The organism is Sorangium sp. So ce131, from assembly GCF_051519095.1.
Lineage (GTDB): Bacteria > Myxococcota_A > Polyangia > Polyangiales > Polyangiaceae > Sorangium.
In genome coordinates, this window is record NZ_CP150455.1 from 1488998 (window position 1) to 1515080 (window position 26083).

Here is a 26083-nt window from a genome sequence, read left to right on the forward strand (position 1 = left end):
ACGGTGTCCCTTTCGAGTGGATTGATCCCCCTCCCAGCAGCGGCGAAACCATGCACGCAGCGATCCATCCAAGGGGCTGATGTGCAGGAGAGCGCGCGACGGTGGATGCTGTGTTGTCGCCGGTATTCCCGCGAACCAGGCGGACGCAGTGCTCGATGAGCCGGTGAGTCGAACGATCGATAGGTTTTTGATCAAGCGATCACATTCACGATTGCTGCCCGCGGGCCGCGCTCGTATTGCTGGCGCGGCCTCCGGCTCATCTCTTCGAGACTCCATGGAACCTGCGCCGCCGCTGCCGTCCGCGTTAGACGACCTGCCGCCGCTGTATCCCGGGCCCACGGGGTTCTCGGCGGGGGATGCGCCTTCGCCGCCGCCCCCGGACGATGGGCCGTGGAGCGCGCCGGCTGCCGTCCCGGCGCGCGCCGCCGAGATCCCGGGCGCGGCCGCCGAGGGCGCGGCGGCGTTCACCGCGCAGGTCGCGCAGATCCACGCGCGGTGGGTGGAGCAGCAGGCGGAGGTCCACCGCCGGTTCCTGGCGATGCAGCAGCGCGCGCTGGACGTGCTGGTCCGCGCGGCGTCGGGGGTGGCGGTGGCCACGGAGCACGCCGGCCCCCCGGCGGAGCCGGGCGCGATGGGGCCCGCAGCGATGGCCGAGGCCGGCTTCTTCACCGGCGAGCAGCTCGCGCGCGCCGGGGGCGTCCGCTGGGACGCCGCGCCCGCCGCGCCCGCGGAGGCCGCCCGCGTCGATCCGCCGCGGATCACCTGCCAGCGGTCCGCGTTCGATCGCGACGCCGTCCTCTCGTTCGCGCGCGGCGACGGCGCGGCGGCGTTCGGTCCCGGCTTCGAGGGCCTGCTCACCCACGTCCGGACCCCGCGCATCAGCGCGCCGCCCATGCTGCTCCTCGATCGCGTCGACGTGCTCGACCCGGCGGGGGGCCCGTGGAAGCGCGGTTATCTCCGGGCCACGCTGCCGATCTCCGAGGACGCCTGGTTCTTCGCGGGCCGCTCCAAGGACGACCGTTACATGCCGGCGCCCGTCCTGCTCGAGGGCTGCCTGCAAGCGCTCGCCTTCGCGATGGGGGCGATGGGCTTCACGGTGGAGAGGGACGGCTTCCGCTTCGAGCCGGTGCCGGACGTCCCGTGCGCGCTCCGCTGCAGCGGCCAGGTGCTCCCCGGGAGCCGGCTGCTCACGTACGAGATCTTCCTCGAGGAGGTGCACGACGGCCCGCAGCCGACCGTGTTCGCCGACGCCCTGTGCACGGTCGACGGCCGAGAGGTGCTCCACGCCCGCCGCGTGGGCGTGCGCCTCTGCCCGGACTGGCCGCTGACGAGCGCTCCCGAGCTGCTCGACGGGTACATCGAGCCGAAGCCGGTCGCGCGCATCCCCTGGTCCGAGCTGGGCGCGCCGGCGCCGGACGGCGCCGCTCCGCCGCCGGGCGGCGCGGCTCCACCGGGCGGCGCGGCGGACGCCGGCGGATTTGCCTTTGATTACAAAAGCTTACTCTCGCTCGCCTGGGGCAGACCGTCCGACGCGTTCGGGCCGCTCTACCGCAGGTTCGACGGCGGCCGGCACGTCGCCCGGCTCCCGGGGCCGCCGTACCACTTCATGAGCCGGGTGCTCTCGGTCTCGAGCCCCATGGCCTCGATGGAGGCCGGCGCGACGGTCGAGGTCGAGTACGACGTCCCGGAGGACGCCTGGTACTTCGACGAGAACGGGAGCGTCACGATGCCGTTCGCGGTGGTGCTCGAGGCCGCGCTCCAGGCGTGCGGCTGGCTCGCGAGTTACCTCGGCGGCGCGCTCTCGGCCGAGGACGCCCTGTACTTCCGCAACCTCGACGGCAAGGGCACGCTGCGCGCCGAGGTCCTGCCGTCCGCGGGCGCGCTGCGCACGGTCGCGCAGGTCGTGAGCCTCTCGCGGTCGAGCGGCATGACGCTGCTGTCGTTCCGCGTCGCGTGCAGCGTCGGCGGCGCCCGCGTCTACGACCTGGAGACGGTGTTCGGCTTCTTCCCGCGGGCCGCGCTCGCGACGCAGGTCGGGATCCCGCCCGGGCCCGAGGAGACGGCGGCGCTCGAGGCGCCGTCGAGCTTCCACGTCGACCTGCGGGAGCGCCCGGCGCGGTACTGCGGGGGCAGGCTGCAGCTCGCGCGGCCGTCCTTGCTGATGATCGACCACGTCGACGGCCTCTGGCCGACCGGCGGCCGGAAGGGGCTCGGCCGGCTGCGCGCGCGGCGGGAGGTCCAGGCCTCGGAGTGGTTCTTCAAGGCTCACTTCCTGGGGGACCCGGTGCAGCCGGGCTCGCTCGGCGTCGAGGCGATGCTGCAGACGATCCAGTTCTGGATGCTGCACCAGGACCTGCACGCGGGGCTCCGCGAGCCGCGGTTCGAGCCGGTGATGACGGGCCGCGAGCAAACGTGGAGGTACCGCGGTCAGGTGCTGCCGAGCAGCCGGCGGGTGACGGTCGAGACCGACGTGCTCGAGGTCGGGCGTGACGAGCGCGGGCCCTGGGTCGTCGCGGAGTCGTACCTCTGGGTCGACGGGCTGCGCATCTACGGCGCGACGCTCGGCGTGCGCATCGTCGACGTGCAGCACGCGCCGCCTGGCCGCGCGCCCCGCGAGCGCCGCGACGTCGGCTTCGATGTCCGCGGGAGCGCGCGCCACCTCGCCTCGCTCCCGGGGGCCGTGAACCGGAGCCCGCGCCGTTCGGATCCGCCGGCGCCCGCAGCGCGCGCCGCACCGCCGCCGGAGGTCGCGGACGCGGAGGAGGTGCTGGATCCGGCCGGGTGGGTCGCGGACCACTGCCCCACCTGGACGGTCCCTGCGCTCCCGGGGATGAGCATGGTCGATCGGCTGGCCGGCGCCGCCTTGCGGGCGTGCCCCGGGCGCGTGGTGGTGGCGGTCGAGGACGTGGTGGTGCACCGCTGGTTGCCGGTCCCCGGGCCGGTGCGCCTCCGGACCGAGGTTGCGGGCGCCGGCGACGTGCTCGACGTGCGGCTCCTCGCATGGCGCGAGGCATCCACCCCGGCGCTCTCCCGGTTCGAGCCGGTGTGCACCGGCCGCGTGCGGCTGGCCGACGTGTACCCGCCCGCCCCGGCGCCGGCGCCCGCGCTCGACGCGCCGCCCTCCGAGGACCCCTACACGGCCGGCACCTTGTTCCACGGCCCGGCGTTCCAGTTCCTCACCGAGCTGCGGCTCGACGCCCGCGGCGCGTCGGCGACGCTGGACACCCGGAAGGGCTCGGTGCCACCCGGGGCGCTGCACCAGGGCATGCTCGACGCGCTGACCCACGCCATCCCGCACGACCGGCTGTCCCTCTGGGACCCGGGCACCCCGGCTGGCCAGATCGCGTTCCCCTCGCGCGTCCCCTCGCTCCGCCTGTTCGGACCGCCGCCCGAGGGCCCCGTGCGCGTCGAGGTGCGCTTCGAGGGCCGCGCGGATCGCTTCGCCTCGTTCTGGCTGCAGGCCGTCGCCGGCGACCGCGTGTGGCTCGAGCTCCGCCTCGTCGAGGTGCTGCTCCCGCAGGGGTCGATCGGCAGCGCGCCTCCCGGGATCCGCAGGGCGTTCCTGCGCGACCGCGCGCCGGTCGACCTCGGCGTCTCGCGCGTCGACGCCGCGTCGGGCGCGACGCGCTGCGGCCCGGACGACGTGCGCCGGATGGACTGGATGCCGGGCACGGTGGCGCACCTCTACGGCGTCCCGGGCGACCTCGTCGAGGTGATCGCGGTGAAGGACCACGTCGCCCGGCGCGCGGCCGCGCACCCGTCGGCGGTCTCCGCCGACGGCGTGGCCGCGACGCAGCCGCTGACGCGCTGGCCGCTCGCGGTGGCGCGCGAGGGCGCCGAGGTCGTGGTCCGCGACGCCGGCCCGCCCGCGCTCGACATCGCCCCGGTCCGCCGCTACTGGGGCGCGGCCATGGGCCTCGGCCGCTGGCCCGCCGAGGACCTGTACTTCGGCCTGGTCCAGCGGTTCATCCGCCGCGTGCACGTCGCCGATCCCGCGGCGTTCCGCGCGGTGAGGGGCCGGAGCCTCCTTTACCTGGGCAACCACCAGGTCGCCGTGGAGTCGCTGCTGTTCGGCATCGTCGTGTCGGCCCTCACGGAGGTCCCCACGGTCGCGCTGGCCAAGGCCGAGCACCGGGCGACGTGGCTCGGCACGTTGCTCGCCCACTGCTTCGGGTACCCGGGCGCGCGCGACCCGGGGGTGATCACGTACTTCGATCGGGAGGACAAGGCGTCGCTCGCGGGCATCATCGCGGACCTCGGGGCCGAGATGCAGGGGGCGGGCAAGGGGGTGCTGGTGCACGTGGAGGGCACGCGATCGCTCGAGTGCCGCACGCCGGTGCGCAAGATGAGCGGCGCCTTCATCGACATGGCGCTGGCGGTGGGCGCCCCGGTGGTGCCGGTGCGCTTCGCCGGGGCGCTGCCGCCCGAGCCGCTCGAGCGGCGGCTCGAGTTCCCGGTGGGCATGGGCGCGCAGGACATCTGGATCGGCCGCCCGCTCCTGCCCGAGGAGCTCGCGAGGTTGACCTACAAGGACCGCAAGGATCTCGTGATCCGCGGGATCAACGGCCTCGGCCCGAGCAACGCGGTCGAGCAGCCTTTCCCGGGCGATCCGGCGTTCGCGGCGTCGGTGGACGTGTGGGTGGCCGAGGCGGGCGTCGCGCACGAGGACGCGACGATCCTGCGGGTGCTGGAGGCGTGCGCCGACCCGACGCCCGAGACGGCCGCGCTCCTGGAGGCCGCGCGCACCGGGAGGCTCGCGCCGCCGGACGCGCGGCGGGCGGCGTGGCTGCGGAGGCTGGCGGCGCGGCTCATCGGGAGGCGGCTTGCGGGGTGACCCGGTTCGCTTCTCCCCGCACCCACACCTGCTTTCCGTCGAACGCCACGGCGAAGGCGTGCACCGGCGCCGCGCCGGCGGCGCGCAGCTCGGCGGCGTAGTCCTTCTCCCGGATCTGCTCCAGGCCCTCGTCCAGCGCCTGTTCCGGTGTCCTGCCCCGTCCGACCAGCTTGAGCTCCAGGACGACGCCGGGCTGCCCTGGCTGCACCGGCCGGATCAGCACATCGGGCCGCCCGCGGCCGGATTCCCGGTTGGAGCGCACCTGGTGATCGGGCTCGAGCGCGCCCAGGAGCCCCAGCAAGAAGGCGTGGTAGACCCGCTCGGGCTCGATCGTCCCCGGGTCGTGGAACGAGAGGAGATCGGTCGCGAAGGCCTGGAGCTGGCGCTCGAAGCCTTCCGCCTCGCCGCGGAGCAGCGCCGCTCGGAGCCGCTCGACGCCGCCGCCGCTGCGGGCGAGGCGCTCGTCCAGCCATTGCCGGAACGTGCTCGTGTAGACCTCGTGGACCTCGCGGTTGGGGATGGAGAGCCGCCAGGGCTCCTGTCCGGGCGGTCCGAGCGCCTCCTCGGCGCGGAGGTACCCTGTGAAGACCAGCAAGCTCCACAGGGCCTGCTCGCTGTGGACCAGATCGGAGAGGGCGACGTCCTCGTCCAGCCGCCGCTCGACCGAGCCCCCTTCCATGAGCGTGCGCAGCGGCTCCTCCAGCCGCAGGGCGTGGCGCTGCAGCACGTCTCTGATCAGCTCGTTCGCGCTGGTCGCCACCCAGTACCCGCGCAGGCGCTTGTCGGTGCTGGAGAGAAAGCTGAGGATCGACCAGGGGTTATAGACCACCTGCCCGCCGAAGAGGTAGCCGTTGTACCAGGCGCGCACGTCGCCGAGCCGCGCCCCTTCGCCTGCCCGCTGGAGCAGCGCCTCGACCTCGGCCTCGGTGAAGCCGAAGCAGGTGTTGAGCTCGGGTCGCAGCAGCGAGTAGACGGCGACGTTGTTGAGCCCGGAGAAGATCGACTCGCGGGCCACGCGCAGGATGCCGGTCAGGACGGCCTTGAACAGGTGCGGGTTGCCCTTGAGCGCCTCGGTGAGGAAGTTGCGGCAGAACCCGAGGATCTGCGGCGCATACCCGTGGGTGTAGCCGGCGTGGATGGGCTCGTCGTACTCGTCGATCAGGAGCACGACCCGCTCGCCGTGCGCGCGGTGCAGGTAGGTACAGAGGTCGAGGAGGGAGCGCTCGTAGCCGGCCCGGCTCGCGGTCCCGTCGAGGATGGCGCGGAAGTGCCGCTCTTCCCACTCGCTGAGCTGCCCGTCCGCGAGCAGGGCGCGGTGCTCGTGAAAGACCCTCTCGATCTTGGCGCGCAGCGCCTCCCAGCACCCCTCGAAGGTGTCGTGGCGGGTCCCCTTGAAGCTCAGGGAGACGACCGGGTAGCGCTGAAAGTGCTCGCGGTAGCCGCCCGGGGCGTCCCAGGCGCGCAGGCCCTCAAAGAGGCCGGACAGGTCCTCGTCGCGGCGCTCGAAGAACCACCGGAGCATCGAGAGGTTCACGGTCTTGCCGAAGCGCCGCGGGCGCGGCGCGAGCACCACGCGGGCGTCGAGGTCGAGGAGATCGCAGACGAGCTGCGATTTGTCGACGTACTCGAGCCCGAGCTCGCGGATTTCGCGGAAGTCGTCGACGCCGATCGGGAGCTTCTGGCGCATGGCGGATGGGGGCGGGCGGCCAGAACCGGAAGTCAGGGATGGCTCGTGGCCGCAGCGCGGGGACGCGAGCAGCATGAGAGGCGCGCTGCCGCGAGGTCAAGACGGGGGCGTGGCTCATCCGGAGCAATCCGGGGGGGCGGGGCGGGCGAGGGACAGGGCAGGGGAGGAGCGGGGGAGCCGAGCGGCACGCGCCGGAGGGGGGCAGGGCGCGGCAGGGCGCGGGTCGGCGCTCGCGATCCGGCAAGACTGGGGCGGGGGCGCTTGCGCATGGAACACCGCCCGGCATGTCTCCTTTCGGGCCTTGCCAGCTGGGACGTCATGGTGCGCGCCACACAAGGCGCGCCTGAAGCGTCGGCGCCAGCTGGGGGCTTATGGCACCTCAGTCGGTGCTGGATCGCGCCCACCCGCGCCCTGCCGCGCACTGCCCCCCTCCGGCGCTCTCGGGGTGCCGAGGGAACAGGAGCCCGCCGTCACCAGGTTTTTCAGCTCAATCACAGGGGGGTGGGCGCGTAGTGTGCCGACTGTCACCGCATGCGATGCTCATCCGTCTTCTCGTGTCTGCGATCTCTCCAGCGAGCTTCTCCTTCGTCGCACGCCATGTGCTCGATGAGGACTGGTCGATGGAGGTATCGAGTAGAGCTCTCTGTGTCGCGGCTTGCCCGAATTCCCTCGAGATCGGGCTGGGTGACGTTGGGAGATCGCGAGTCTTGGGCGACGCGCAGACGGAGAGTGCGGGTGCCTGAAGTCGGTTTCTTGAAGCTGCAGTCGAGCTTGGACGACATCCCACCGTTTCACCCATGCGGCCACCCTGCGCGTCTGCGACTGCGACGGCCCTCAATTCGGTAAGCAGCGGACCCTGCCCGTCCTCGGGGACGCCACCCGGATGGACCGAGGGACGTCGCGCCGATGGACCGAGGGACGTCGCGCCGATGGACCGAGGGACGTCGCGCCGATGGACCGAGGGACGTCGCGCCGATGGACCGAGGGACGTCGCGCGGATCGACGAGGCGCGCCGCCCCGAGGAGCGCGTCGGCCGCTCCCGGCGGCGCCTCTCCTGGCACGCGGCCGCCCACCGGAGGGCCGCGGCGGTGAACCGGAGGCGCTGCGGCGGCGAACCGCCGCGCCGCCCGCCGCCTCCCGTGTCGCGGCGCCCCCGCCGCCTTCCCGCTTGATCGCGCCGCGACACGGGAGATACCCTCCGCGCATGCGCCGCCTGGTCCCGTGGGTCTTCTTCGTCGTGTCTTCCGCTTCCGCTCTCGCGCTGGGTTGCGCGACCTACACGCAGGATCTCGATCGAGCCCGCGGCCATTACGAGGCGAACCGGTTCGAGCAGGCGCTGGCGCTGTTCCGCGTGCTCGAGCACGACATGGACTCGTTCTCGCTCCCGGAGCAGGCGCAGTACGCCTACCTGCGGGGCATGACGGACTTCCGCCTGGCCGGCCTCGCGCCGCAGGGCTCGGGCATCGCCGATCCGCGCAAGGGCTACCGCGACAACGCGCGCCACTGGCTCGGCGTCGCCGCGGCGATCGAGAAGCAGACCCCCGGCGGCATCACCAGCGAGCAGAAGGGGCGCCTCACCGCGACGCTCGAGGACCTCAACCGCGACGTGTTCGGCGGCGCCGAGACCCTGCCCGAGGGCGGCGCCGCGCCCGCCGAGGGCGCGCAGCCCGCCGAGGCCGCCGACCCCGCCGCGCCGACGGAGGCGCCGGCCGAGCCGCCGACGCTCTAGAAAAATCGACGCTCCGCGCCGCGCATGACGCGCCGCGGTTCGGATGGCCTGGGACAGGAATGGTTGGGGGGGGAAACGATGCGGAGGGTGCGCCGGGGCGGCGCTCGACGCGCCGGTCAGGTCAGGCGCATCACGAGATGCGCCGGCGCAGGGATTCGATCTCGTCCTTCGCCGCGAGCTTGCGCTTCTTGAGCTGGGCCTCTTCGAGGCGTTCCCCGGGGGTCAGGAACGCCCGCCGGCCCAGCTGCCTGAGGCGCGAGTCGAGCTCGCGATGACGCGCTTCCGCCAAACTCAGCCGCTGCTCCGGGCCGATAGCCGTCACCGCGCGAGGAGAGATGACCTGATGCTTCATGTACCCACCTCCAAGGCCCCGCCGAGGGGCCGTGATGCCTTCGAGGGCCCACAACAGAAGCCCTCGTTCTGATCGTCGCTGGAGAGGAGATCGACCGCCAACCAAGCTACGAGCTGCGGTCGCGGCCTGTTGAACGAGCGCCAGATTACCGCATGATGGCGATTCGATGCAGCCCTTTTGTAGGGCCCGCGCTCCTTCGCCGCCCCGCAGACCAGCACGTCGGTACAGCCAAGACCAGCATGTCGGTACAGCCAAGACTGTACCGCCACGGCACAGCGAAGACCGTACCAACACGGCGAACCAGCTCTGCCCAGGGCGGCCTGACAGCGATCTCCGTCCATGCACCCAGGGGAACAACCTCGGACGTGGGACTATCCTTCCCCGGTATGTGGGGTCCACGCTTCACTCTGGTTGCTGTGCTGTTGCTTGGAGGTGTCCTGGCCGGGTGTAGGTCCAGTACGGCTGTGCCGGCCAGGGCGCGGACGCCTGAGGCTGCTCCGGCGAGGGCGCCGATCGAGCTCGCGCCGGTGGTCGTTTCTCCTTACTCGGACACGGAGCTGGCGGCGGAGTTCGAGCGGGCTCGGGCGCTCCTCCTGGCCGACAAGACCCGCGAGGCGGCCGCGCTGTTCGACCGGCTCGTCCGCCTGTCCCCCGACGGGGAGGTCGCGCCGCCGAGCCTGTTCAATTCCGGTCTCGCCCACGAGGCGCTCGGCGACCGCGCGCTCGGGGCCGAGCGCTACCGGGAGGTGCTGCGGCGCTTCCCGGACCACGCGGTCGCGCGCGGCGCGCGCTTCCGGCTCGCGCGCGCGGCGGCGGCCCTCGAGCGGTGGCCCGAGCTCGTCGAGGTGGCGCGCGGCCTCTTGGCGCTCGAGGATCTGAGCGTGCTGGAGGCGGTCGAGGCGCGCGGCGCGCTCGCGCTCGGGCTGGTCGAGCAGGACCTCGTGGACGAGGCGGCGCGCCACGTCGCGCTCGCGCGCGACCTCATCGAGGCGCACCGGCTGGGCGAGTCGGGCAAGCCGCCGCTCGAGCTCGCGCAGGTGAGCTTCGCGCTCGGCGAGGTGCGGCGGCGCCGGAGCGAGGCGATCACCTTCGTGCCCATGCCGGCGAGCTTCGGCGAGGCGCTCGAGCGGCGCTGCCAGGGGCTGCTCGACGCGCAGAGCGCCTACACCGAGGCGATGCGGAGCCTCGACGCCCACTGGTCGGCGATGGCGGGCTACCGCATCGGGCAGCTCTACCAGCAGCTCCACCGCGACGTGATGCAGGTCCCGCCCCCGCGGAGCGCCGACACCCCGAGGAAGAAGCAGCTCTTCGAGGGCGCGATGCGCCTGCGCTACCGCGTGCTCCTGGAGAAGGGGCAGAAGATGCTGGCCGGCACCGTCGGCCTCGGCGAGCGCACCGGCGAAGCGTCGTCCTGGGTCCTCCGGGCCCGCGACGCGCAGCGCGAGATCGAGCTCGCGCTGGCCGACGAGCAGGCAGCCCTCGCGAAGCTGCCGTTCACCGAGGCGGAGCTCTCGGCGGCGCTCGACGCCCTCAAGGGGGAGGCGCCGAAAAAGCCGTGAGCCATGGCGGCCGGCCGCGGGGGCGTCAGGGGGGCTCGCGCAGCGTCGGCGCGCAGCCGAAGGGCGCGCTCAGTTCAGCGTCGGCGCGCAGCCGAAGGGCGCGCTCAGTTCAGCGTCGGCGCGCAGCCGAAGAGCACGTCGAGCTTCGCCTGCGCGTCGCCTTGCACCGCCCTGCAGGACGTCGGACAGAGGATGAGCTTCTCCGGCGCCTGCTCGCTGTCGTAGTACCACCCCGGGCCCGCCCCGCAGTCGGCCGCGTCGGCCGCCCTCGGGATCTCCAGCGGGCCGGAGGCCCCGGACGTGAACCTGACCGCGACCCGGTCCTGGTCCAGGGTCGCGCCCGCCGGCGGCTCGGGCAGGAGGAGCTCGCACGGCAGCGCCGAGGCGCGGATCTCGGCCATCTTCGCGGAGAACGCGGCGACGTCCGCGGTGACGTCGAGCGCGCGCGTCGTCCCGCCCGCGGCGGCGATCTGGTCCAGGTTCGATAACGTCGACCCCTCCACGGCGATGACGTACGTCTGCACGCCGTTGTACCGGAGCGCCCGCTGCGCGAGCTCGGCGGTGCTCCCGACGGTGTTGTCGGAGCAGCCGGACGGATCGCCGTCGGTCGCGAGCACGACGATGACCTTGTGGGAGGGGTTTGTGTCCTTGTAGGCGGTCGCGTTGAAGAGCACCCCTTGCAGCGCCGGCCGCATGGGCGTCCCGCCGCTCGGCGCGGTGTCCTCGATGGAGGCGGTGATGGCCTGTGTGTTCAGCGGCAGCTCGGCGACGGGCACCGCGAGCGCCTCGTAGGTCGTGTGCTCGCAGTCGTTCTGCCCCGCGGCGCCCCGCGGAAAGTAGGTCAATCCCACGTTCATCCCGGCGGACGCGGCGTCGGTCACGAACGTCGAGACCGCGCTCGTGACGCCGCTCCATTTCGATCCGAGCATGCTCCCGGAGCGGTCGAGCAGGACGAGCATGTCGAGCGGCAGGAGCGCGGTCTCTGCGCTCGTCTGGGCGCAGGAGCCCTCCTCGTCGAGGCGCCCGCCCTCGCCGCCCTGGTCGAACCCGCCTCCAGCGAGCGCCCCGCCCGCGCTCGTGTCGTCGGACGCGGGGGCGCCGCCCCCGCCGCCCTCGCCGTCCTCCGGCGTGGCCGCCTGCGGAGGCCTCCTGTCCTCGGTCGCCGCGCAGCCGCCCGAGTGCGCTGCGAGCCCTGCGGCGGCGAGGAAAGGGGCAATCATGATTTCACGTCGGAAGGACATCTCTGCGCTCCTCTGGGATTGATGCGACGCGGAGCGCTGAGGGGGCTCCGCGCGCGAAGTGGTCTGTCTAGAGAGGGAAGCCGAGCTCCGAGACGCTCTCGTCAGCATACTGCATGGCTCGATGAGGGGGCGATAGGGCCTCTCCGGTTTGTTGGTGTGAGCGTGTGTCTAGTCTCGTTGGTGTGTCTGGTTTCGCTGTTGTCGCCGCTATCCTTTCCGCGCGCCTCTCCGCTCCTCTCCCGCGGCCCCGGCCTCCCCCTCCCCGGCCTCCCCCTCCGCCTACCGTTCCTGGCGCTCGCGCCCCGGATCATCACGTTGGCTTGCGCAGCGTCGAAGAACGCGTAATTCCCAGCGTGAGCGTCACGCTTGCTGGAAAGAGGCGAACATGACTAGGTGGATTCCATGGTTTCTCTCCACTCTCGCCCTGACGGAGCTCGGCTGTTCGACCGCGACGTCCCGAGACAACTCGGCTGCGGCGGGCGCCTCCGGCGGCGGCGGCGCCGCCGCAGCGTCGCCCGTCTCGACCGGAGGCGGAGGCTCTCCGTGTGAGATAGACTGCTCGCTTGTACCGACCTCGCAGTGCCTCACGGCGGTGTGCAACGAGGCGACGCGCGCGTGTGAGCTCGCGCCGAGCGCCGGCGGGGAGCCCTGCGACGACGGAGACGCCTGCACCGTAGGAGAGACCTGCGAAGACGGCCTCTGCCGGGGAGGCGCGCCGGAGGACTGCGGCCTCGCGCCGGACGTGTGCCATGTCGTCACCTGCATCGAGGCGAGCGGCGCCCCGCGGTGCGGCGTCGAGCCGAGGTCGAACGGCTCGCCGTGCGAGACGGAAGATCGCTGCCTCCTCGACGCGGCTTGCCAGGACGGCGTCTGCGTCGGGACCCAGAGGGACTGTTTCTTCTTCCACGTTCCAGACTCCTGCCATGTCGGCGTGTGCAACCCGGCCACGGGTGCGTGCGAGGCGGTCGCGGGGAACGAGGGCTCGCCGTGCGCGGACTCCGGCGATCTCTGCATGGTCGGCAAGACCTGCCAGAGCGGCCGCTGCGAGGGCGGCGTCCCCAAGGACTGCAGCGCGCTGAGCGTCGGTTGCGAGGATGGCGTCTGCGATCCGGGCTCTGGCAATTGCTATGCTGAGCCGATCGCACCGGGCGGCGCCTGCCTCTCCGGTACCGACGAGTGCAATCGTGGTGTCTGTGACGAGCGCGGCGCCTGTATTTCCATTCCTACCCCCGGCGCGTCGTGCCCCTCACAGACGGCGGGCTGTACGCGCGGCGTCTGCAGCGACGCCGGGGTGTGCACGGCGCGCTCGGTTCCCGACGGGGGCGGCTGCGTCGACGGCGACTGGTGCACCGTCGGGGAGACGTGCCTCGCCGGCGCCTGCCAGGGCGGCAGCGCCGCGTCGACGCCGGCGGTCTACTTCCGCGATACGTTCGAGGGCAACGCGGCCGGGTGGGAGCTCGGCCCCACCTGGCAAATCGGCGCGGCGACGGCGTCTTCCGGGCAGTCCTACGGGCACCCGGATCCGGCGCTCGACCACACGGCGACCTCGGACAACGGGCTCGCCGGTGTGGTCATCGGAGGGAACGCGCCGCTCGGCGTTCACCCGTACTTCTACCTGACGAGCCCCGTCATCGACGCCGGCGTCGCGGGCGGCGTGTACCTGACCTTCTGGCGTTTCCTGAACACCGACGAGACCCCGCACATGACGAACCGCGTGGAGGTCTTCGACGGCATCCGCTGGGTCGTCGTCTTCGAGTCGGGCGCGTACCCCGGCGTCCGCGACTCGGCCTGGACGAAGGTCCGCTACGATCTGACGCCGCACAAGAACGCGAACCTGCGGGTCCGGTTCGGCTACGCCATCGGGCGCGACTCCTTCGTCGACACCGTGTCGAGCTGGAACATCGACGACGTGGAGATCGCGAACGCGGCCTGCCCGTAGGGCCACGCGGGCGAGCCGTCGCGCGCCGCGCGCCGCCGGCTCAGGCGGGCGCCTCCCCGCGTCGCGCCCGAGCCCGCGCGTCGTCCGGGCTCACCGCTCCACGAACGACCCGAGCGCCGCCGCGATCTCCCGCGCGACGTCCTCCACCGCGCCCCCGCCCTCCACGTGGATGATCCGGTCCCCCGGCACCAGCTCCTCCGCCCGCCGGTAAGCCTCCGCGAGCCGCGCCTGCAGCTCCCTCTTCTCGAACAGCTCCTCCGCCCCGCCGCGCCCGCGGCGCCGCTGCTCGGCGATCCCCGGCGCCACGTCGATCACCACCGTGACGTCCGGCCTGCGCGCATGCCGGTTAAGGTCCCGGATCCACTGGAGAATTTCCCCCATCTCCCGCCCGTCCCCGGCCGCCGTGGTCGACTGGTAGGCCAGGCTCGACAGGTCGTAGCGATCCGAGATCACGACGTACCCGTCGCGGAGCAGCGGCTCGACCTCGGCGCCGAGGTGGTCGAGGCGGTCGGCCGAGAAGAGGAGCGCCATCACCTCCGCCTGGCGGGCGACGGGCAGCGAGATCCGGTGGGTCAGCACCTGCCGCAGCAGCGCGCCCACCGGCCCGGCGCTCGGCTCGCGGGTCACGTGCACGAGGCGCCGCGCGTCCCGCAGGCGCGCCGCGTAGCGCTCGGCCTGCGTGCTCGTGCCCGCGCCGTCGATGCCCTCGAACACCACGAACACGCCGCGGCCGGCCTCTCCCGCGCCGCCCGCGTCCGAGGCCGGCGCGGCGCCCCCCTGCTCGGAGCTCGCCTTCACCATGTCAGCCGGCCTCCCCGGCCGCGCCCGCGACGGGCGGCGCGTCCTCGCCGAGCACCACGTTGTCGATGAGGCGCGCCGTCCCGAGGCGGACGGCCAGCGCCAGGAGCGCCCGCTCGCCGATCGCCGCGTCCTCGCTCTGTATCGCCAAGGTTTCCGGGTCGGCGAGGTCGACGTAATCGATGCTCGACGCGACGGTCGCGAGGCGCGCGCGCGCGGGCTCGAGCAGCGCCTTCGCGCGCCGCTCGCCGCGCGCGAAGGCGCGGCACGCGTCGGTGAGGGCCAGCGGGATGGCGCGCGCCGCGCTCCGCTGCTCGGGCGAGAGGTAGGCGTTCCGCGACGACATGGCGAGGCCGTCGGGCTCGCGCACCGTCTTCATCCCGACGACCTCGACGGGCAGGAACAGGTCGGCGGTCATCCGCCGGATCACCTGGAGCTGCTGGTAATCTTTCCGGCCGAAGACGGCGACGCACGGGCCGGCGAGCGCGAACAGCTTCGCGACCACGGTGGCGACGCCCTCGAAGTGCCCGGGCCGGTGGACGCCGCAGAGCGGCGCCGCGGTCGCGCCGACGCGCACGCGCGTCTCCTCGCCGGGCGGGTACATCGCCGCGACCTCCGGCGCGAACACCCCGGCGGCGCCGGCCTCGGCGCACCCGGCGAGGTCGCGATCGAGCGTCCGCGGGTACCGCGCGAGATCCTCGCCCGCGCCGAACTGCGTCGGGTTGACGAAGACGGTGACGGCCACGAAGTCCGCTCTCCGCTTCGCCTCCGCGATCAGCGCGAGGTGGCCAGCGTGCAGCGCGCCCATCGTCGGGACGAGGCCGACGCGGCGCCCGGCCTCACGCGCGCGCTCGCACGCATGCCTCAGCTCGTTCGGCTGTCGCCAGAATTCCATGAACGGACCCTATCAGACCTGGGATAAAATCGGAGCTTCCACCATGGTTGACCAGCCCTCCACATCCGACTCCACCCTTGCCTCCGGCCATCCTGCTGGCGCCGAGCACGCCCCCAGGTCGGGAGGAGCGGGCTCGGGCGACTCGGCCGCCGCGAAGCCCGGCGCGAGCGCAGCTCCGACGAGCGGCCCGGTGTCGGTCCCGGCCGCCGCGGGGCCGATCCCCATCGAGGGCGATCCGTCGCATTACCTGAACCGGGAGCTCTCGTGGCTCGAGTTCAACGCGCGGGTGCTCGCCGAGGCGAGCGCGCCCGAGGTCCCGCTGTTCGAGCGCCTCAAGTTCCTGAGCATCTTCTTCTCCAACCTCGACGAGTTCTTCATGGTGCGCGTCGCGGGCCTCCAGGCGCAGACGCAGCGCACGATCGCGGAGGTCCCGCCGGACGGGCTCACGCCGCACGAGCAGCTCGTGGCGATCAGCAGCCGGGTGCACGCGCTCGTGGACGAGGCCTACCGCCTGTGGAACGTCGAGCTGATCCCGGCGCTCCAGCGCGCCGGCATCGTGATCGTCCGCCCGGAGGAGCTCGACGCGGCCGAGCTCAGCGCGCTCGACGAGCGGTTCCGCACGGACATCTTCCCGATCCTCACCCCGCTCGCGATCGACCCGGGGCACCCGTTCCCGCACCTGCGCAACAAGATGATCAACCTCGGGATCATGTTCTCCCGGGAGCACGAGGCGCAGGAGCCGGGCTTCGCCGTCATCCAGGTGCCGCCGATGCTGAGCCGGCTGATGAAGGTCCGCGTCGACGGCGCGACGCGCGCGTTCGTGCTGCTCGAGGACGTGATCGCCCGTCACGTGAAGGACTTCTTCCCCTCGGGGAGGCTGCGGGGCACCTACCCCTTCCGCGTCACCCGGAACTGGGACCTCGAGATCGACGAGGAGGAGGGCGAGGACCTCCTGGAGACGATCCAGGCCGAGCTCCGCCGGCGCGACCGCGGCAACGCCGTGCGCGTCGAGATCGGCATCGGCGAGGGCGCCAACACCTCGGTCCAGCGGCTCTGCCGCGCGCTCAACGTCGACTCGGCGCTCGCCGTCTACCGGGTGCCGGGGCCGCTCCACATCGCCGACGTCATGGGCATCGTCGCGGACGACGAGCGCCGCGAGCACCGCGACGAGCCGTTCTCGCCGCAGGTCCCGCCGCTCTTCCGCGACGTCGAGGACATCTTCGCGGTCATCCGGGAGCAGGACGTGATCCTGCACCACCCGTACGAGTCGTTCGACCCCGTCGCCGAGTTCGTCTCCCGCGCGGCCGACGACCCGAACGTGCTCGCGATCAAGCAGACGCTCTACCGGACGGGCGGCGACTCCCCGATCCTGAAGGCGCTCGCGCGCGCGGCCGAGAGCGGCAAGCAGGTGACGGCGATCGTCGAGCTGAAGGCGCGGTTCGACGAGGCGAGCAACATCCAGTGGGCGAGGACGCTCGAGCAGAGCGGCGTCCAGGTGATCTACGGCCTGCTCGGGCTGAAGACGCACGCGAAGGCGCTGCTCGTCGTGCGGCGCGAGAAGGACAAGCTCCGCCGCTACGTGCACCTCTCGACGGGCAACTACAACCCGCAGACCGCCCGGCTCTACACCGACATCGGCCTGTTCACGGCGAACCGGGAGATCGGCGAGGACATGACGTCGCTCTTCAACCTGCTGACGGGCTACAGCGCGCCGCCCAAGTGGAACCGGCTGCTCGTGGCGCCGCTCGGCCTGCACGAGGCGGTGCTGGGCTTCATCGCCCGCGAGGCGGCGCACGCGCGGGCGGGGCGCAAGGCGGAGATCGTGGCGCAGATGAACGCGCTCGTGGACGTCGACGTCATCGACGCGCTCTACGCGGCGTCGCAGGCGGGCGTCGACATCAAGCTCGCCGTGCGCGGCATCTGCTGCCTCCGGCCGGGCATCCCGGGGCTGTCGGAGCGGATCCAGGTGCGCGCGATCATCGACCGGTTCCTCGAGCACAAGCGCCTGTTCCGGTTCGCGAACGGCGGCAACGAGGAGATCTACATGTCGAGCGCCGACTGGATGCCGCGCAACTTCCACCGCCGCGTCGAGCTGATGATCCCGATCCTCGAGCCCGCCATCCGCGCGCGCGTGGAGGACATGCTGAGCACCGTGACCTCCGACACGGTGAAGACGTGGGAGCTCGCGAGCGACGGCAGCTACCACAAGCTCCCGCAGACCCCGGGCGCCCCCCAGGTGCGCTCGCAGCAGCGGTTCATCGAGCTCGCGCGCGAGCGGGTGAAGCTCAGCGATCCGCTGGCGCGCGGCGGCGGGCGCTTCCACATCCTCCGCGTGCCGGTGAGCCCGGTCGACGGGGAGTCCCGCCACCGCAAGAACGTCAAGAAGAAGAAGGGGCTCCCCTGAACGCCCCGCCCGCCGGGCTGCCGGCGGGCCGCGCGCGCGCCGGGTTCGGGGGAGGGGAGCGCCTCAGAACTGCATCTGCAGCGCGGTGGAGCCGGGGCCGACCGAGAGCGAGACCTGCGCGGGCGCCTCGGGCTGCTGCTCGCCCGGGGCCGGCACCTTCTTTCCGCCGATGACCCAGAGCGGGATGCCGACGGCCATCATGAGGCCGCCCGCCACGGAGACGATCACGCCGGCGACCTGGAGGGGCTCGTCGGTCCGCGTCTCGCAGATGCCCGTGTAGCCGCCGTAATCGCAGTAGATCTCGTAGCGGTTGCTCGCGCCGGCGAGCATCGCGCTCCCCGCGAAGAACGCGGCGGCGCCGCCGATGGTGAGCGCGACACCGCCGAGCATCATGCCCTTGTTCTTCCGCTGCAGAGGGGTAGGGGGCGACGCGGGCGGGAGCTCCTGCGTCGGGGGGTAGTAGCCCGGCGGGGGCGGGTAGTAGGCGCCGCCATAAGGCGCGTAGCCGCCCTGGTAGCCCGGCGGCGGATAACCCGGCGGCGGATAGCCCGGCGGCGGATAACCGCCCGGCGCGGGCGCGGCGCCTTGCGGCGGTGCAGCAGGCGGCGCCGCGGGGGCGGGCGGCGCAGGTTGCGGCGTCGCGGCGCCGCTGGCCGGGGGGGCGCCGCCGGGCGGCGGGGCGGCCGGCGGCGCCGTGGCGCCCGCGGGCTGCGCGGGCGATCCCGCCGGTGCCTGTCGTTGCGGCGCCGGCTGCGCGGCCGCCGCCCCCGCGGCGAGCAGGCTGGCGAGGGCGACGCCGAGCGGCAGAGCGAGCGCTCGCCGGCCGGCGAGCGGCTTGCGGCGCGGCGTTCGGGCGGCGTCAGGCAAAGCAATCAAGCGGGGCATCTCGGTCGTCCTTTCCTCATCACGGCGGGTTCGGTGCTTCGTGGGGCGCCTCGGCGGGCTTCGGCGCCGGCTCCGGAGGCGGCTCGGCTCCGGGCGGCTGCGGCGTCGCCTCGGCCGGCGCGGACGCCTTCGCCGGGGCCTTCGCCGGCCTCTTCGGCGCAGCGGCAGCAGCGCGCGGCGCAGCGCTCTCCGCGGCAGCAGCGCGCGGCGCAGCGCTCTCCGCGGCAGCAGCGCGCGGCGCAGCGGCGGTGCTCGCCGGCGCCTCCGCGGCCGCTTCGGCCGTGACGATCGTAGGCGGCGACGAATCCACCGGAGGGCCCGGCGGCGGCTCGCCCGCCGGGCGCGGCGCGGCCGGCTCCGCGCCCGCAGGCGCCGCGGCGGCGCGCGGCTGCGCCGCGGGCGCGTCTCTCGTCGGCTCGTCGCCGCCTTCGCGCCGCGGGGAGCGCGGCGACTGCGCGGCGAACACGATCACGGCGGCGAGCGCCACGAGCCCGAGGAACAGGAGCAGCACGCGATTGCCCCGCGCCTTCGCCCGCGCGGGCTCCTCGCCCTGCCGGCCGGCAGCCGAGCGCGCCGGCGCGGCGAGCGGGGCGTCGTTCCGGCGGCTCTTGACAGGCCGATCGGGGCGCGCCCCCGCGGGCTCTCGTCCGACCTCGTCGTCCGCGCCGCTCCGGCTCGACGCGTTGCCCGCGCCGCTCCGGCGCGACGTGGGCGCCGCGGCGGCCGCCTCCGCGCGGGACGAAGTTGCCGCTGCGACGCCGTGGTCCGACGCCTTCCGTCGGCTTCCTTTGCGCTGGGCGCGTGAAAGCTTCTTCGCCACGCAGCGACCGTACCGAACAGCAGCCGGGCCGCCAAGAGCCGCGGGCGCGCGCCGCCCGTCCGCACCGTGCCGCGGTTCGTGTTGCGGACGCGCGCGTCCTCGGCCATCGTCCGGTCGTCCACGCCGCCCAGCACGCTGCCGGCGAGCTCGTCGCGGGATCCACAAAAAGGCGTATTCAGGCTGCGGTCAGCGCATCCAGCTCGAACGGGTGTCGTCCCCGCTTGACATGAATTCGCTCCTGGGTATCCTGCGCGTCCCCATCCCTCAGGTGGAAATCCGCGTCTCTATGCCGACCATCAGCCAGCTCATCCGCCAAGGCCGCGAGGCCGCCCGCTACAAGACGGCCTCTCCTGCGCTCAAGTCCTGCCCGCAGCGGCGAGGCGTGTGCGTCCGTGTCTACACCACGACGCCGAAGAAGCCCAACTCGGCGCTCCGCAAGGTCTGCCGCGTCAGGCTGAGCAACCAGATGGAAGTGACGAGCTACATCCCCGGCGAGGGGCACAACCTGCAGGAGCACTCGGTCGTCCTCATCCGTGGCGGCCGTGTGAAGGACCTGCCGGGCGTCCGCTACCACGTCGTCCGCGGGACGCTCGACGCGTCCGGCGCCGCCGGGCCGAGCTCCACCAACAAAGCGAACCGCAACCGCAAGCGCTCGAAGTACGGCGTGAAGCGCCCGAAGGCCTGATCGGGCGTTAAGCCGAGCAGAGGAACGAAGATGCCCCGTCGTCGCGAAGTCCCGAAGCGGAAGATCATTCCGGACCCGAAGTACAAGGACAAGCTCGTCGCCAAGTTCACGAACTCCCTGATGCTGTCGGGCAAGAAGGCGACTGCCGAGGGGATCCTCTACGGCGCGTTCGACATCGTGCGCGACCGCTTCAAGGAGGAGCCGATCGACGTCTTCCGGAAGGCGCTCGACAACGTGAAGCCGAAGCTCGAGGTGAAGAGCCGGCGCGTCGGCGGCGCGACCTACCAGGTCCCCGTCGAGGTCCGGCCCGAGCGCCGCGTCGCCCTGGCGATGCGCTGGCTCGTCACCTACTCGCGCGGCCGCGGAGAGAAGACGATGCGCGAGCGGCTCGCCGCCGAGCTCGTCGACGCGGCGCAGAACCGCGGCAACGCGGTGAAGAAGCGCGACGACACGCACAAGATGGCGGAGGCCAACAAGGCGTTCGCCCACTACCGGTGGTAGGTCCCTGCACCGCCAGCGCAGATCCTGGATCTGCGCTGGCTCGTTCGTTTCACGCCCCACCCATCAGGCGAGGAGTCGCGTAGAGCGAGATGGCAACGTCGACATAAGGATCGGGTTACAGAGCCGGTCTCGAGGGAGCGCGACAGCGCTCCGCCTCGCTAGACCTAGAAAAGCTGCTGCTGTACCCCGACACCCTCTCCAGGTTCAAAGTGCTCGCCATACGGAGGCGGGCCGGGCTGGAGAGGGTGTTTTGCATCCTGCGACCGGAGCTCTCACCCCACGCATCGCACCGACCAAACCGACGGCAACGACGGAAACGACGGAGAAGACCAAGTGGCACGCGAGTACAGCCTAGAGCGGACGCGCAACATCGGGATCATGGCCCACATCGACGCGGGCAAGACGACGGTCACCGAGCGCATCCTTTATTACTCGGGTGTCAACTACAAGATCGGCGAGGTCCACGAGGGCGCGGCCACGATGGACTGGATGGTCCAGGAGCAGGAGCGCGGCATCACGATCACGTCGGCCGCGACGAACTGCTTCTGGTCGCCGGAGCAGGGCCCCCAGAAGGGCGTCTCGCACCGGATCAACATCATCGACACCCCCGGCCACGTCGACTTCACCATCGAGGTCGAGCGCAGCCTGCGCGTGCTCGACGGCGCGGTGGCCGTCTTCGACGGCGGCAACGGCGTCGAGCCGCAGAGCGAGACGGTCTGGCGGCAGGCCGACAAGTACAACGTCCCGCGGATCGCGTTCATCAACAAGATGGACAAGGTCGGCGCCGACTTCGAGATGTGCGTCGAGTCGATCCGCGAGCGGCTCGGCGCGACCCCTGTGGCGATCCACTACCCGCTCGGCGCCGAGGACTCGTTCCGCGGCGTGATCGACCTCGTGACACTCAGGGCCGCCGTCTTCGACGAGGAGACGAAGGGCCAGCGCTACGAGTGGCAGGCGATCCCGGACGACGTCCTGCCGCGGTGCAAGGAGCTCCGGGAGAAGCTGATCGAGGCGTGCGCCGACGCGAGCGACAAGGTGATGGAGAAGTTCATCGCCGGCGAGCTCGACCAGATCACCGAGGAGGAGATCCACGGCGCGCTCCGCGCGGGCACCCTGAGCTTCAAGTTCGTCCCGGTCCTGTGCGGCTCGGCGTTCAAGAACAAGGGCGTCCAGCTCCTGCTCGACAGCGTGGTGAACTACCTCCCGTCGCCGGTCGAGATCCCGGCGGTCGAGGGGACGCTGCCCGACAAGAAGGACAAGGTCGTCGCGCGGAAGGCGAGCGACGAGGAGCCGTTCGCCGCGCTGGCGTTCAAGATCATGAACGACCAGTTCGGCAACCTCACCTTCTTCCGCGTGTATTCCGGGACGACGAAGAGCGGCGTCAGCGTGCTCAACTCGACCCGCGGCAAGCGCGAGCGGTTCGGCCGCATCCTCCGGATGCACGCGAACAAGCGCGAGGAGATCGACGTCTGCTACGCGGGCAACATCTACGCGGCCGTCGGGCTCCGCGACACCCGCACCGGGGACACGCTCTGCGACGAGAAGCACCCGATCGTCCTGGAGCGGATGGAGTTTCCCGACCCCGTGATCTCGATCGCCATCGAGCCGAAGACCAAGGCGGATCTCGACAAGCTCGGGCTCAGCCTGCAGAAGCTCGCCTACGAGGATCCGTCGTTCCGCACCTTCACGAACGAGGACACGGGGCAGACGATCATCGCCGGGATGGGCGAGCTCCACCTCGAGATCATCGTCGACCGCCTGAAGCGCGAGTTCAAGGTCGACGCCAACGTCGGCAAGCCCGAGGTCGCCTACCGCGAGACCATCACGAAGAAGGCCACCGACGTCGAGGGGCGCTTCGTCCGGCAGTCGGGCGGCCACGGCCAGTTCGGCCACGTGAGGATCGACATCGAGCCGGCCGAGCGCGGCGCGGGCTTCGTGTTCGAGAACGACATCGTGGGCGGCATCATCCCGAAGGAGTTCATCCCCTCGATCGAGAAGGGCATCCGGGACGCGATGGGCCGCGGCGTGCTCGCGGGCTACCCCGTCGTCGACATCAAGGTCCGGCTCCACTTCGGCAGCTACCACGAGGTCGACTCCTCGGGCCCCGCGTTCGAGGTCGCCGCCTCGATGGCCTTCCAGGACGGCGCCAAGAAGGCGGGCATCGTGCTCCTCGAGCCGATGATGGGCGTCGAGGTGGTGTCTCCCGAGAACTACCTCGGCGACGTCATCGGCGACCTCAACTCGCGGCGCGGCCGCATCCTCGACATGGGGCAACGCGCGAACACCCGGGTGATCCGCGCGGAGGTCCCGCTCGCCACAATGTTCGGGTACGCGACCGACGTCCGTTCCAAGACGCAGGGCCGCGCGACCCATTCAATGCAGTTCTCTCATTACGCACCGGTTCCGGCCGCGATCCAGGAAGAGATCGTCGCCAAGCAGCGAGGTTAAGAAGACGCCATGGCCAAGGAGAAATTCACTCGTACGAAGCCGCACGTGAACGTGGGCACCATCGGTCACATCGACCACGGCAAGACCACGCTCACGGCGGCGCTCGTCAAGGTGCAGTCGAAGCGCCAGCTGGCGAAGGCGATCTCGTACGCCGACATCGCGAAGGGCGGGACGGTCCGTGACGAGACCAAGACGGTGACCATCGCGGCCGCGCACGTGGAGTACGAGTCGGAGAAGCGCCACTACGCGCACGTCGACTGTCCCGGGCACGCCGACTACATCAAGAACATGATCACCGGCGCGGCGCAGATGGACGGGGCGATCCTCGTCGTGTCGTCGCTCGACAGCGTGATGCCGCAGACGCGCGAGCACGTGCTGCTCGCCCGGCAGGTCGGCCTGAACCACATCGTCGTGTTCCTCAACAAGTGCGACGCGGTGGACGATCCGGAGATGCTCGACCTGGTCGAGATGGAGGTCCGCGAGCTCCTGTCGAAGTACAAGTTCGACGGCGACAACGCGCCGGTCGTCCGCGGCGCGTCGCTTCCGGCGCTCCAGGGCGACCCGAAGTGGGAGGAGACGATCCAGCAGCTCCTCAACGCGCTCGACAGCTACATCCCCGAGCCGGTGCGCGACATCGACAAGCCGTTCCTGATGGCGATCGAGGACGTGTTCTCGATCAAGGGCCGCGGCACCGTGGCCACGGGCCGCATCGAGCGCGGCGTGATCAAGGTCGGCGACGAGGTCCAGATCATCGGCTTCAAGGACACGAAGAAGTCGGTCGTGACCGGCGTCGAGATGTTCCGGAAGCTGCTCGACCAGGGGCAGGCGGGCGACAACGTCGGGTGCCTGCTGCGCGGGATCGAGAAGGAAGAGATCGAGCGCGGCCAGGTGCTCGCGAAGCCCGGGTCGATCACGCCGCACACGAAGTTCACCGGCGAGGTGTACGTCCTCAAGAAGGAGGAGGGCGGGCGCCACACGCCGTTCTTCACCAACTACCGGCCGCAGTTCTACATCCGCACGACGGACGTGACCGGCACGGTGAACCTCCCCGAGGGGGTGAAGATGGTGATGCCGGGCGACAACATCACGGTAACGGTCGAGCTCATCGCCCCGGTCGCGCTGGAGGAGCAGATGCGCTTCGCCATCCGCGAGGGCGGCAAGACGGTGGGCGCCGGCGTCGTCACCAAGATCCTCGCGTAGGAAGAGCACCATGGCTGATACAACGAAGATCCGGATTCGCCTCAAAGCCTTCGACCACCAGCTGCTCGACAAGTCGACGAGCGATATCGTCGAGACGGCGAAGCGGACCGGGGCGCACGTCGCGGGACCGATCCCGCTGCCCACCGAGATCCGCCGCTACACGGTGCTCCGGGGGCCCCACGTCGACAAGAAGTCGCGCGAGCAGTTCGAGATCCGGACTCACAAGCGGCTTCTCGACATCATCGAGCCGACTCAGCAGACCCTCGACGCGCTGATGAAGCTCGACCTTTCGGCCGGCGTCGACGTCGAGATCAAGAGCTAGGAGTCCAGGTACCATGAAGGTTACCGTTTACAACCTCAAGCGGGAGCAGGTCGGGGAGCTCGACCTCTCGGACGAGGTCTTCGGGACCGAGGTGAAAGAGCACCTCTTCTACGAGGTCGTGAAGGCGCAGCTCGCGTCCCGCCGCTCGGGCACCAAGGCCACGAAGGAGCGGAGCGCGGTCGCCGGCTCCACGAAGAAGCTCTACCGCCAGAAGGGCACCGGCCGCGCCCGCCAGGGTTCGATCCGCGCGCCGCACCACGCGGGCGGCGGCATGGCCCACGCCCTGGAGCCGAAGGACTGGTCGTACCGGCCGCCCCGCAAGGTGCGCATCGGCGCCCTGAAGAGCGCGCTCTCCCTCTTCGCGAAGGAGGGCCGGCTCATCGTGCTCGACAGCCTGGAGGTCCCCGAGATCAAGACCAAGGCGATCGTCGCGACGCTCACGACGCTGCAGGCGGATCGGAAGTCGCTCGTGGTCGACACGGCCGGGAACGAGAAGCTGGTGAAGAGCCTCCGCAACCTGGAGAACCACCAGTACCTGCCGCCGGAGGGCGTCAACGTCTACGACCTCCTCAGGCACGACCACCTCATCGTCTCGAGGGACGCCGCCAAGGCGCTCGAGGCGCGTTGCCTTCGCTAGTCAGGGGAGATCGACATGCAGCCCGAGCAGATCATCCGCCGGCCCATCATCCTCACGGAGAAGTCGAGCCGGCTCCGCGACCAAGGCAACAAGGTCATCTTTGAGGTTCGCCGCGAGGCGAACAAGATCCAGATCAAGGACGCGATCCAGACGCTCTTCAAGGTGGGCGTGGTGGACGTGAACACCATGATCATGCGCGGCAAGGAAAAGCGTATGGGGCGCGGCTACGCGAAGCTGCGCAATTGGAAGAAGGCGATCGTCACCCTCAAGGAGGGCGACGAGATCCAGTTCTTCGACGAGAAGGCGGAGTAGCCATGGGTATCAGATCCTTCAAGCCGACCTCGCCCGCGCGGCGTTACTACTCGGTCAGCGACTTCAAGGAGATCACGAAGACCGAGCCCGAGCGGTCGCTCCTGGAGCAGCAGACGTCGACCGGCGGCCGGAACAACAACGGCCGGATCACGTCGCGGTTCCGCGGCGGCGGCCACAAGCAGCGGTACCGGATCATCGACTTCCGGCGCGACAAGATCGGCGTCCCGGCGAAGGTCGCGGCGATCGAGTACGATCCGAACCGGACGGCGCGGATCGCGCTCCTGCACTACGTCGACGGCGAGAAGCGCTACATCCTCGCGCCCGACGGGCTCGCGGTGGGCGCGACGCTGCTCGCCAGCCGGAACGCGGACATCAAGCCGGGCAACAGCCTGACCCTCCGCTTCATCCCGCCTGGCACCTCGATCCACAACGTCGAGGTCAAGAAGGGCAAGGGCGGTCAGCTCGTGCGCTCGGCCGGCGTCGCCGCCCAGCTCATGGCGAAGGACGGCGACTACGCGCAGGTGCGGCTCCCGAGCGGCGAGATCCGCAAGGTGCACCTCGATTGCCGCGCCACGATCGGGCAGGTGTCGAACTCCGACCACGCGAACATCAGCCTCGGCAAGGCGGGGCGCTCGCGCTGGCTCGGGCGGCGGCCGCACAACCGCGGCGTTACCATGAACCCGGTCGATCACCCGATGGGCGGTGGTGAGGGCCGGACGAGCGGCGGGCGCCACCCGTGCTCGCCGTGGGGACAGCTCGCCAAGGGGCTCAAGACGCGCAACAACAAGCGCACCGACGCGATGATCGTCCGGCGGCGCGGGACCAAGGGTTAGTC

At 71.5% G+C, this 26083-nt stretch carries 20 protein-coding genes; 13 read left to right on the plus strand and 7 right to left on the minus strand.

Annotated elements, in window-relative coordinates:
• Window positions 1-274 precede the first annotated feature (274 nt).
• Window positions 275-4834: a 1-acyl-sn-glycerol-3-phosphate acyltransferase gene (locus tag WMF43_RS05415; RefSeq protein ID WP_437677948.1), complete on the plus strand. Its 4560-nt coding sequence runs from the start codon at window positions 275-277 to the stop codon at window positions 4832-4834.
• Here the strand turns inward: WMF43_RS05415 and WMF43_RS05420 are convergent.
• Entirely contained in the window at window positions 4809-6521 is a 1713-nt protein-coding gene (locus tag WMF43_RS05420) for an AAA family ATPase (protein ID WP_437677950.1), read from the minus strand. The two genes, WMF43_RS05415 and WMF43_RS05420, sit on opposite strands and share 26 nt — an antisense overlap.
• A gap of 1204 nt (window positions 6522-7725) precedes the next feature.
• On the opposite strand from WMF43_RS05420, the gene WMF43_RS05425 reads away from it, so the two are divergent.
• The gene (locus tag WMF43_RS05425; RefSeq protein WP_437677952.1) at window positions 7726-8250 is read left to right on the plus strand and encodes a hypothetical protein; all 525 of its coding nucleotides are present in this window, start codon (window positions 7726-7728) and stop codon (window positions 8248-8250) included.
• Between the two features lie 130 nt (window positions 8251-8380).
• Here the strand turns inward: WMF43_RS05425 and WMF43_RS05430 are convergent, their stop codons facing one another.
• A complete protein-coding gene (locus tag WMF43_RS05430) occupies window positions 8381-8602 on the minus strand; it encodes a YdcH family protein (RefSeq protein WP_437677953.1) in 222 nt (73 codons plus the stop codon).
• Window positions 8603-9129: 527 nt separating this feature from the next.
• Here WMF43_RS05430 and WMF43_RS05435 point away from each other — a divergent pair.
• Window positions 9130-10161 carry a tetratricopeptide repeat protein gene (locus WMF43_RS05435; protein WP_437677954.1) on the plus strand — a complete coding sequence of 344 codons (1032 nt, stop codon included), beginning with the start codon at window positions 9130-9132 and terminating at the stop codon, window positions 10159-10161.
• Window positions 10162-10265: 104 nt separating this feature from the next.
• On the opposite strand, the gene WMF43_RS05440 is transcribed toward WMF43_RS05435, so the two are convergent.
• The gene (locus WMF43_RS05440; RefSeq protein ID WP_437677956.1) at window positions 10266-11381 is read right to left on the minus strand and encodes a vWA domain-containing protein; all 1116 of its coding nucleotides are present in this window, start codon (window positions 11379-11381) and stop codon (window positions 10266-10268) included.
• Window positions 11382-11787: 406 nt separating this feature from the next.
• On the opposite strand from WMF43_RS05440, the gene WMF43_RS05445 reads away from it, so the two are divergent.
• Window positions 11788-13341, plus strand: a complete 1554-nt coding sequence (locus WMF43_RS05445; RefSeq protein WP_437677958.1) for a hypothetical protein — start codon at window positions 11788-11790, stop codon at window positions 13339-13341.
• 90 nt (window positions 13342-13431) lie between these two features.
• Here the strand turns inward: WMF43_RS05445 and tmk are convergent, their stop codons facing one another.
• The gene (gene tmk / locus WMF43_RS05450) at window positions 13432-14142 is read right to left on the minus strand and encodes a dTMP kinase (protein ID WP_437677960.1); all 711 of its coding nucleotides are present in this window, start codon (window positions 14140-14142) and stop codon (window positions 13432-13434) included.
• A 1-nt stretch (window position 14143) separates the two neighbouring features.
• Window positions 14144-15034, minus strand: coding sequence for a pantoate--beta-alanine ligase (gene panC / locus WMF43_RS05455; protein WP_437677961.1), 891 nt, complete (start codon window positions 15032-15034; stop codon window positions 14144-14146).
• Window positions 15035-15224: 190 nt separating this feature from the next.
• Between panC and ppk1 the strand changes: the two genes are divergently transcribed.
• Window positions 15225-17438: a polyphosphate kinase 1 gene (gene ppk1, locus WMF43_RS05460; RefSeq protein ID WP_437677963.1), complete on the plus strand. Its 2214-nt coding sequence runs from the start codon at window positions 15225-15227 to the stop codon at window positions 17436-17438.
• A gap of 63 nt (window positions 17439-17501) precedes the next feature.
• On the opposite strand, the gene WMF43_RS05465 is transcribed toward ppk1, so the two are convergent.
• Together WMF43_RS05465 and WMF43_RS05470 are read right to left on the minus strand one after the other, a co-directional pair.
• Window positions 17502-18323: a hypothetical protein gene (locus WMF43_RS05465; protein WP_437677965.1), complete on the minus strand. Its 822-nt coding sequence runs from the start codon at window positions 18321-18323 to the stop codon at window positions 17502-17504.
• A gap of 19 nt (window positions 18324-18342) precedes the next feature.
• Window positions 18343-19143 (minus strand): hypothetical protein, encoded by an 801-nt coding sequence (locus WMF43_RS05470; RefSeq protein WP_437677967.1) that lies wholly within the window; start codon window positions 19141-19143, stop codon window positions 18343-18345.
• A 286-nt stretch (window positions 19144-19429) separates the two neighbouring features.
• Here WMF43_RS05470 and rpsL point away from each other — a divergent pair, with 286 nt between their 5' ends.
• The 8 genes from rpsL to rplB all read left to right on the plus strand — a co-directional run bounded on the left by rpsL (window position 19430) and on the right by rplB (window position 26081).
• Window positions 19430-19828 (plus strand): 30S ribosomal protein S12, encoded by a 399-nt coding sequence (rpsL, locus tag WMF43_RS05475; RefSeq protein WP_129356460.1) that lies wholly within the window; start codon window positions 19430-19432, stop codon window positions 19826-19828.
• Window positions 19829-19858: 30 nt separating this feature from the next.
• A complete protein-coding gene (gene rpsG, locus WMF43_RS05480; RefSeq protein WP_129345492.1) occupies window positions 19859-20329 on the plus strand; it encodes a 30S ribosomal protein S7 in 471 nt (156 codons plus the stop codon).
• 333 nt (window positions 20330-20662) lie between these two features.
• A complete protein-coding gene (gene fusA / locus WMF43_RS05485) occupies window positions 20663-22777 on the plus strand; it encodes an elongation factor G (RefSeq protein WP_437677970.1) in 2115 nt (704 codons plus the stop codon).
• Between the two features lie 9 nt (window positions 22778-22786).
• Window positions 22787-23977: an elongation factor Tu gene (gene tuf, locus WMF43_RS05490; RefSeq protein WP_437677972.1), complete on the plus strand. Its 1191-nt coding sequence runs from the start codon at window positions 22787-22789 to the stop codon at window positions 23975-23977.
• Between the two features lie 10 nt (window positions 23978-23987).
• A complete protein-coding gene (gene rpsJ / locus WMF43_RS05495; protein ID WP_012233476.1) occupies window positions 23988-24299 on the plus strand; it encodes a 30S ribosomal protein S10 in 312 nt (103 codons plus the stop codon).
• A 13-nt stretch (window positions 24300-24312) separates the two neighbouring features.
• Window positions 24313-24936: a 50S ribosomal protein L4 gene (gene rplD / locus WMF43_RS05500; protein WP_437677974.1), complete on the plus strand. Its 624-nt coding sequence runs from the start codon at window positions 24313-24315 to the stop codon at window positions 24934-24936.
• A gap of 15 nt (window positions 24937-24951) precedes the next feature.
• Window positions 24952-25248, plus strand: a complete 297-nt coding sequence (locus WMF43_RS05505; RefSeq protein ID WP_020733177.1) for a 50S ribosomal protein L23 — start codon at window positions 24952-24954, stop codon at window positions 25246-25248.
• 2 nt (window positions 25249-25250) lie between these two features.
• Entirely contained in the window at window positions 25251-26081 is an 831-nt protein-coding gene (rplB, locus tag WMF43_RS05510) for a 50S ribosomal protein L2 (protein WP_437677976.1), read from the plus strand.
• Window positions 26082-26083 lie beyond the last annotated feature (2 nt).

What these genes read in the sequence shown, in the direction of transcription:
- WMF43_RS05415 (WP_437677948.1), top strand. Translation starts at nt 275, where the DNA reads ATGGAACCTGCGCCGCCGCTGCCGTCCGCGTTAGACGACCTGCCGCCG.
- WMF43_RS05420 (WP_437677950.1), bottom strand. Translation starts at nt 6,521, where the DNA reads ATGCGCCAGAAGCTCCCGATCGGCGTCGACGACTTCCGCGAAATCCGC.
- WMF43_RS05425 (WP_437677952.1), top strand. Translation starts at nt 7,726, where the DNA reads ATGCGCCGCCTGGTCCCGTGGGTCTTCTTCGTCGTGTCTTCCGCTTCC.
- WMF43_RS05430 (WP_437677953.1), bottom strand. Translation starts at nt 8,602, where the DNA reads ATGAAGCATCAGGTCATCTCTCCTCGCGCGGTGACGGCTATCGGCCCG.
- WMF43_RS05440 (WP_437677956.1), bottom strand. Translation starts at nt 11,381, where the DNA reads ATGATTGCCCCTTTCCTCGCCGCCGCAGGGCTCGCAGCGCACTCGGGC.
- WMF43_RS05445 (WP_437677958.1), top strand. Translation starts at nt 11,788, where the DNA reads ATGACTAGGTGGATTCCATGGTTTCTCTCCACTCTCGCCCTGACGGAG.
- tmk (WP_437677960.1), bottom strand. Translation starts at nt 14,142, where the DNA reads ATGGTGAAGGCGAGCTCCGAGCAGGGGGGCGCCGCGCCGGCCTCGGAC.
- panC (WP_437677961.1), bottom strand. Translation starts at nt 15,034, where the DNA reads ATGGAATTCTGGCGACAGCCGAACGAGCTGAGGCATGCGTGCGAGCGC.
- WMF43_RS05465 (WP_437677965.1), bottom strand. Translation starts at nt 18,323, where the DNA reads ATGCCCCGCTTGATTGCTTTGCCTGACGCCGCCCGAACGCCGCGCCGC.
- rpsL (WP_129356460.1), top strand. Translation starts at nt 19,430, where the DNA reads ATGCCGACCATCAGCCAGCTCATCCGCCAAGGCCGCGAGGCCGCCCGC.
- rpsG (WP_129345492.1), top strand. Translation starts at nt 19,859, where the DNA reads ATGCCCCGTCGTCGCGAAGTCCCGAAGCGGAAGATCATTCCGGACCCG.
- tuf (WP_437677972.1), top strand. Translation starts at nt 22,787, where the DNA reads ATGGCCAAGGAGAAATTCACTCGTACGAAGCCGCACGTGAACGTGGGC.
- rpsJ (WP_012233476.1), top strand. Translation starts at nt 23,988, where the DNA reads ATGGCTGATACAACGAAGATCCGGATTCGCCTCAAAGCCTTCGACCAC.
- rplD (WP_437677974.1), top strand. Translation starts at nt 24,313, where the DNA reads ATGAAGGTTACCGTTTACAACCTCAAGCGGGAGCAGGTCGGGGAGCTC.
- WMF43_RS05505 (WP_020733177.1), top strand. Translation starts at nt 24,952, where the DNA reads ATGCAGCCCGAGCAGATCATCCGCCGGCCCATCATCCTCACGGAGAAG.
- rplB (WP_437677976.1), top strand. Translation starts at nt 25,251, where the DNA reads ATGGGTATCAGATCCTTCAAGCCGACCTCGCCCGCGCGGCGTTACTAC.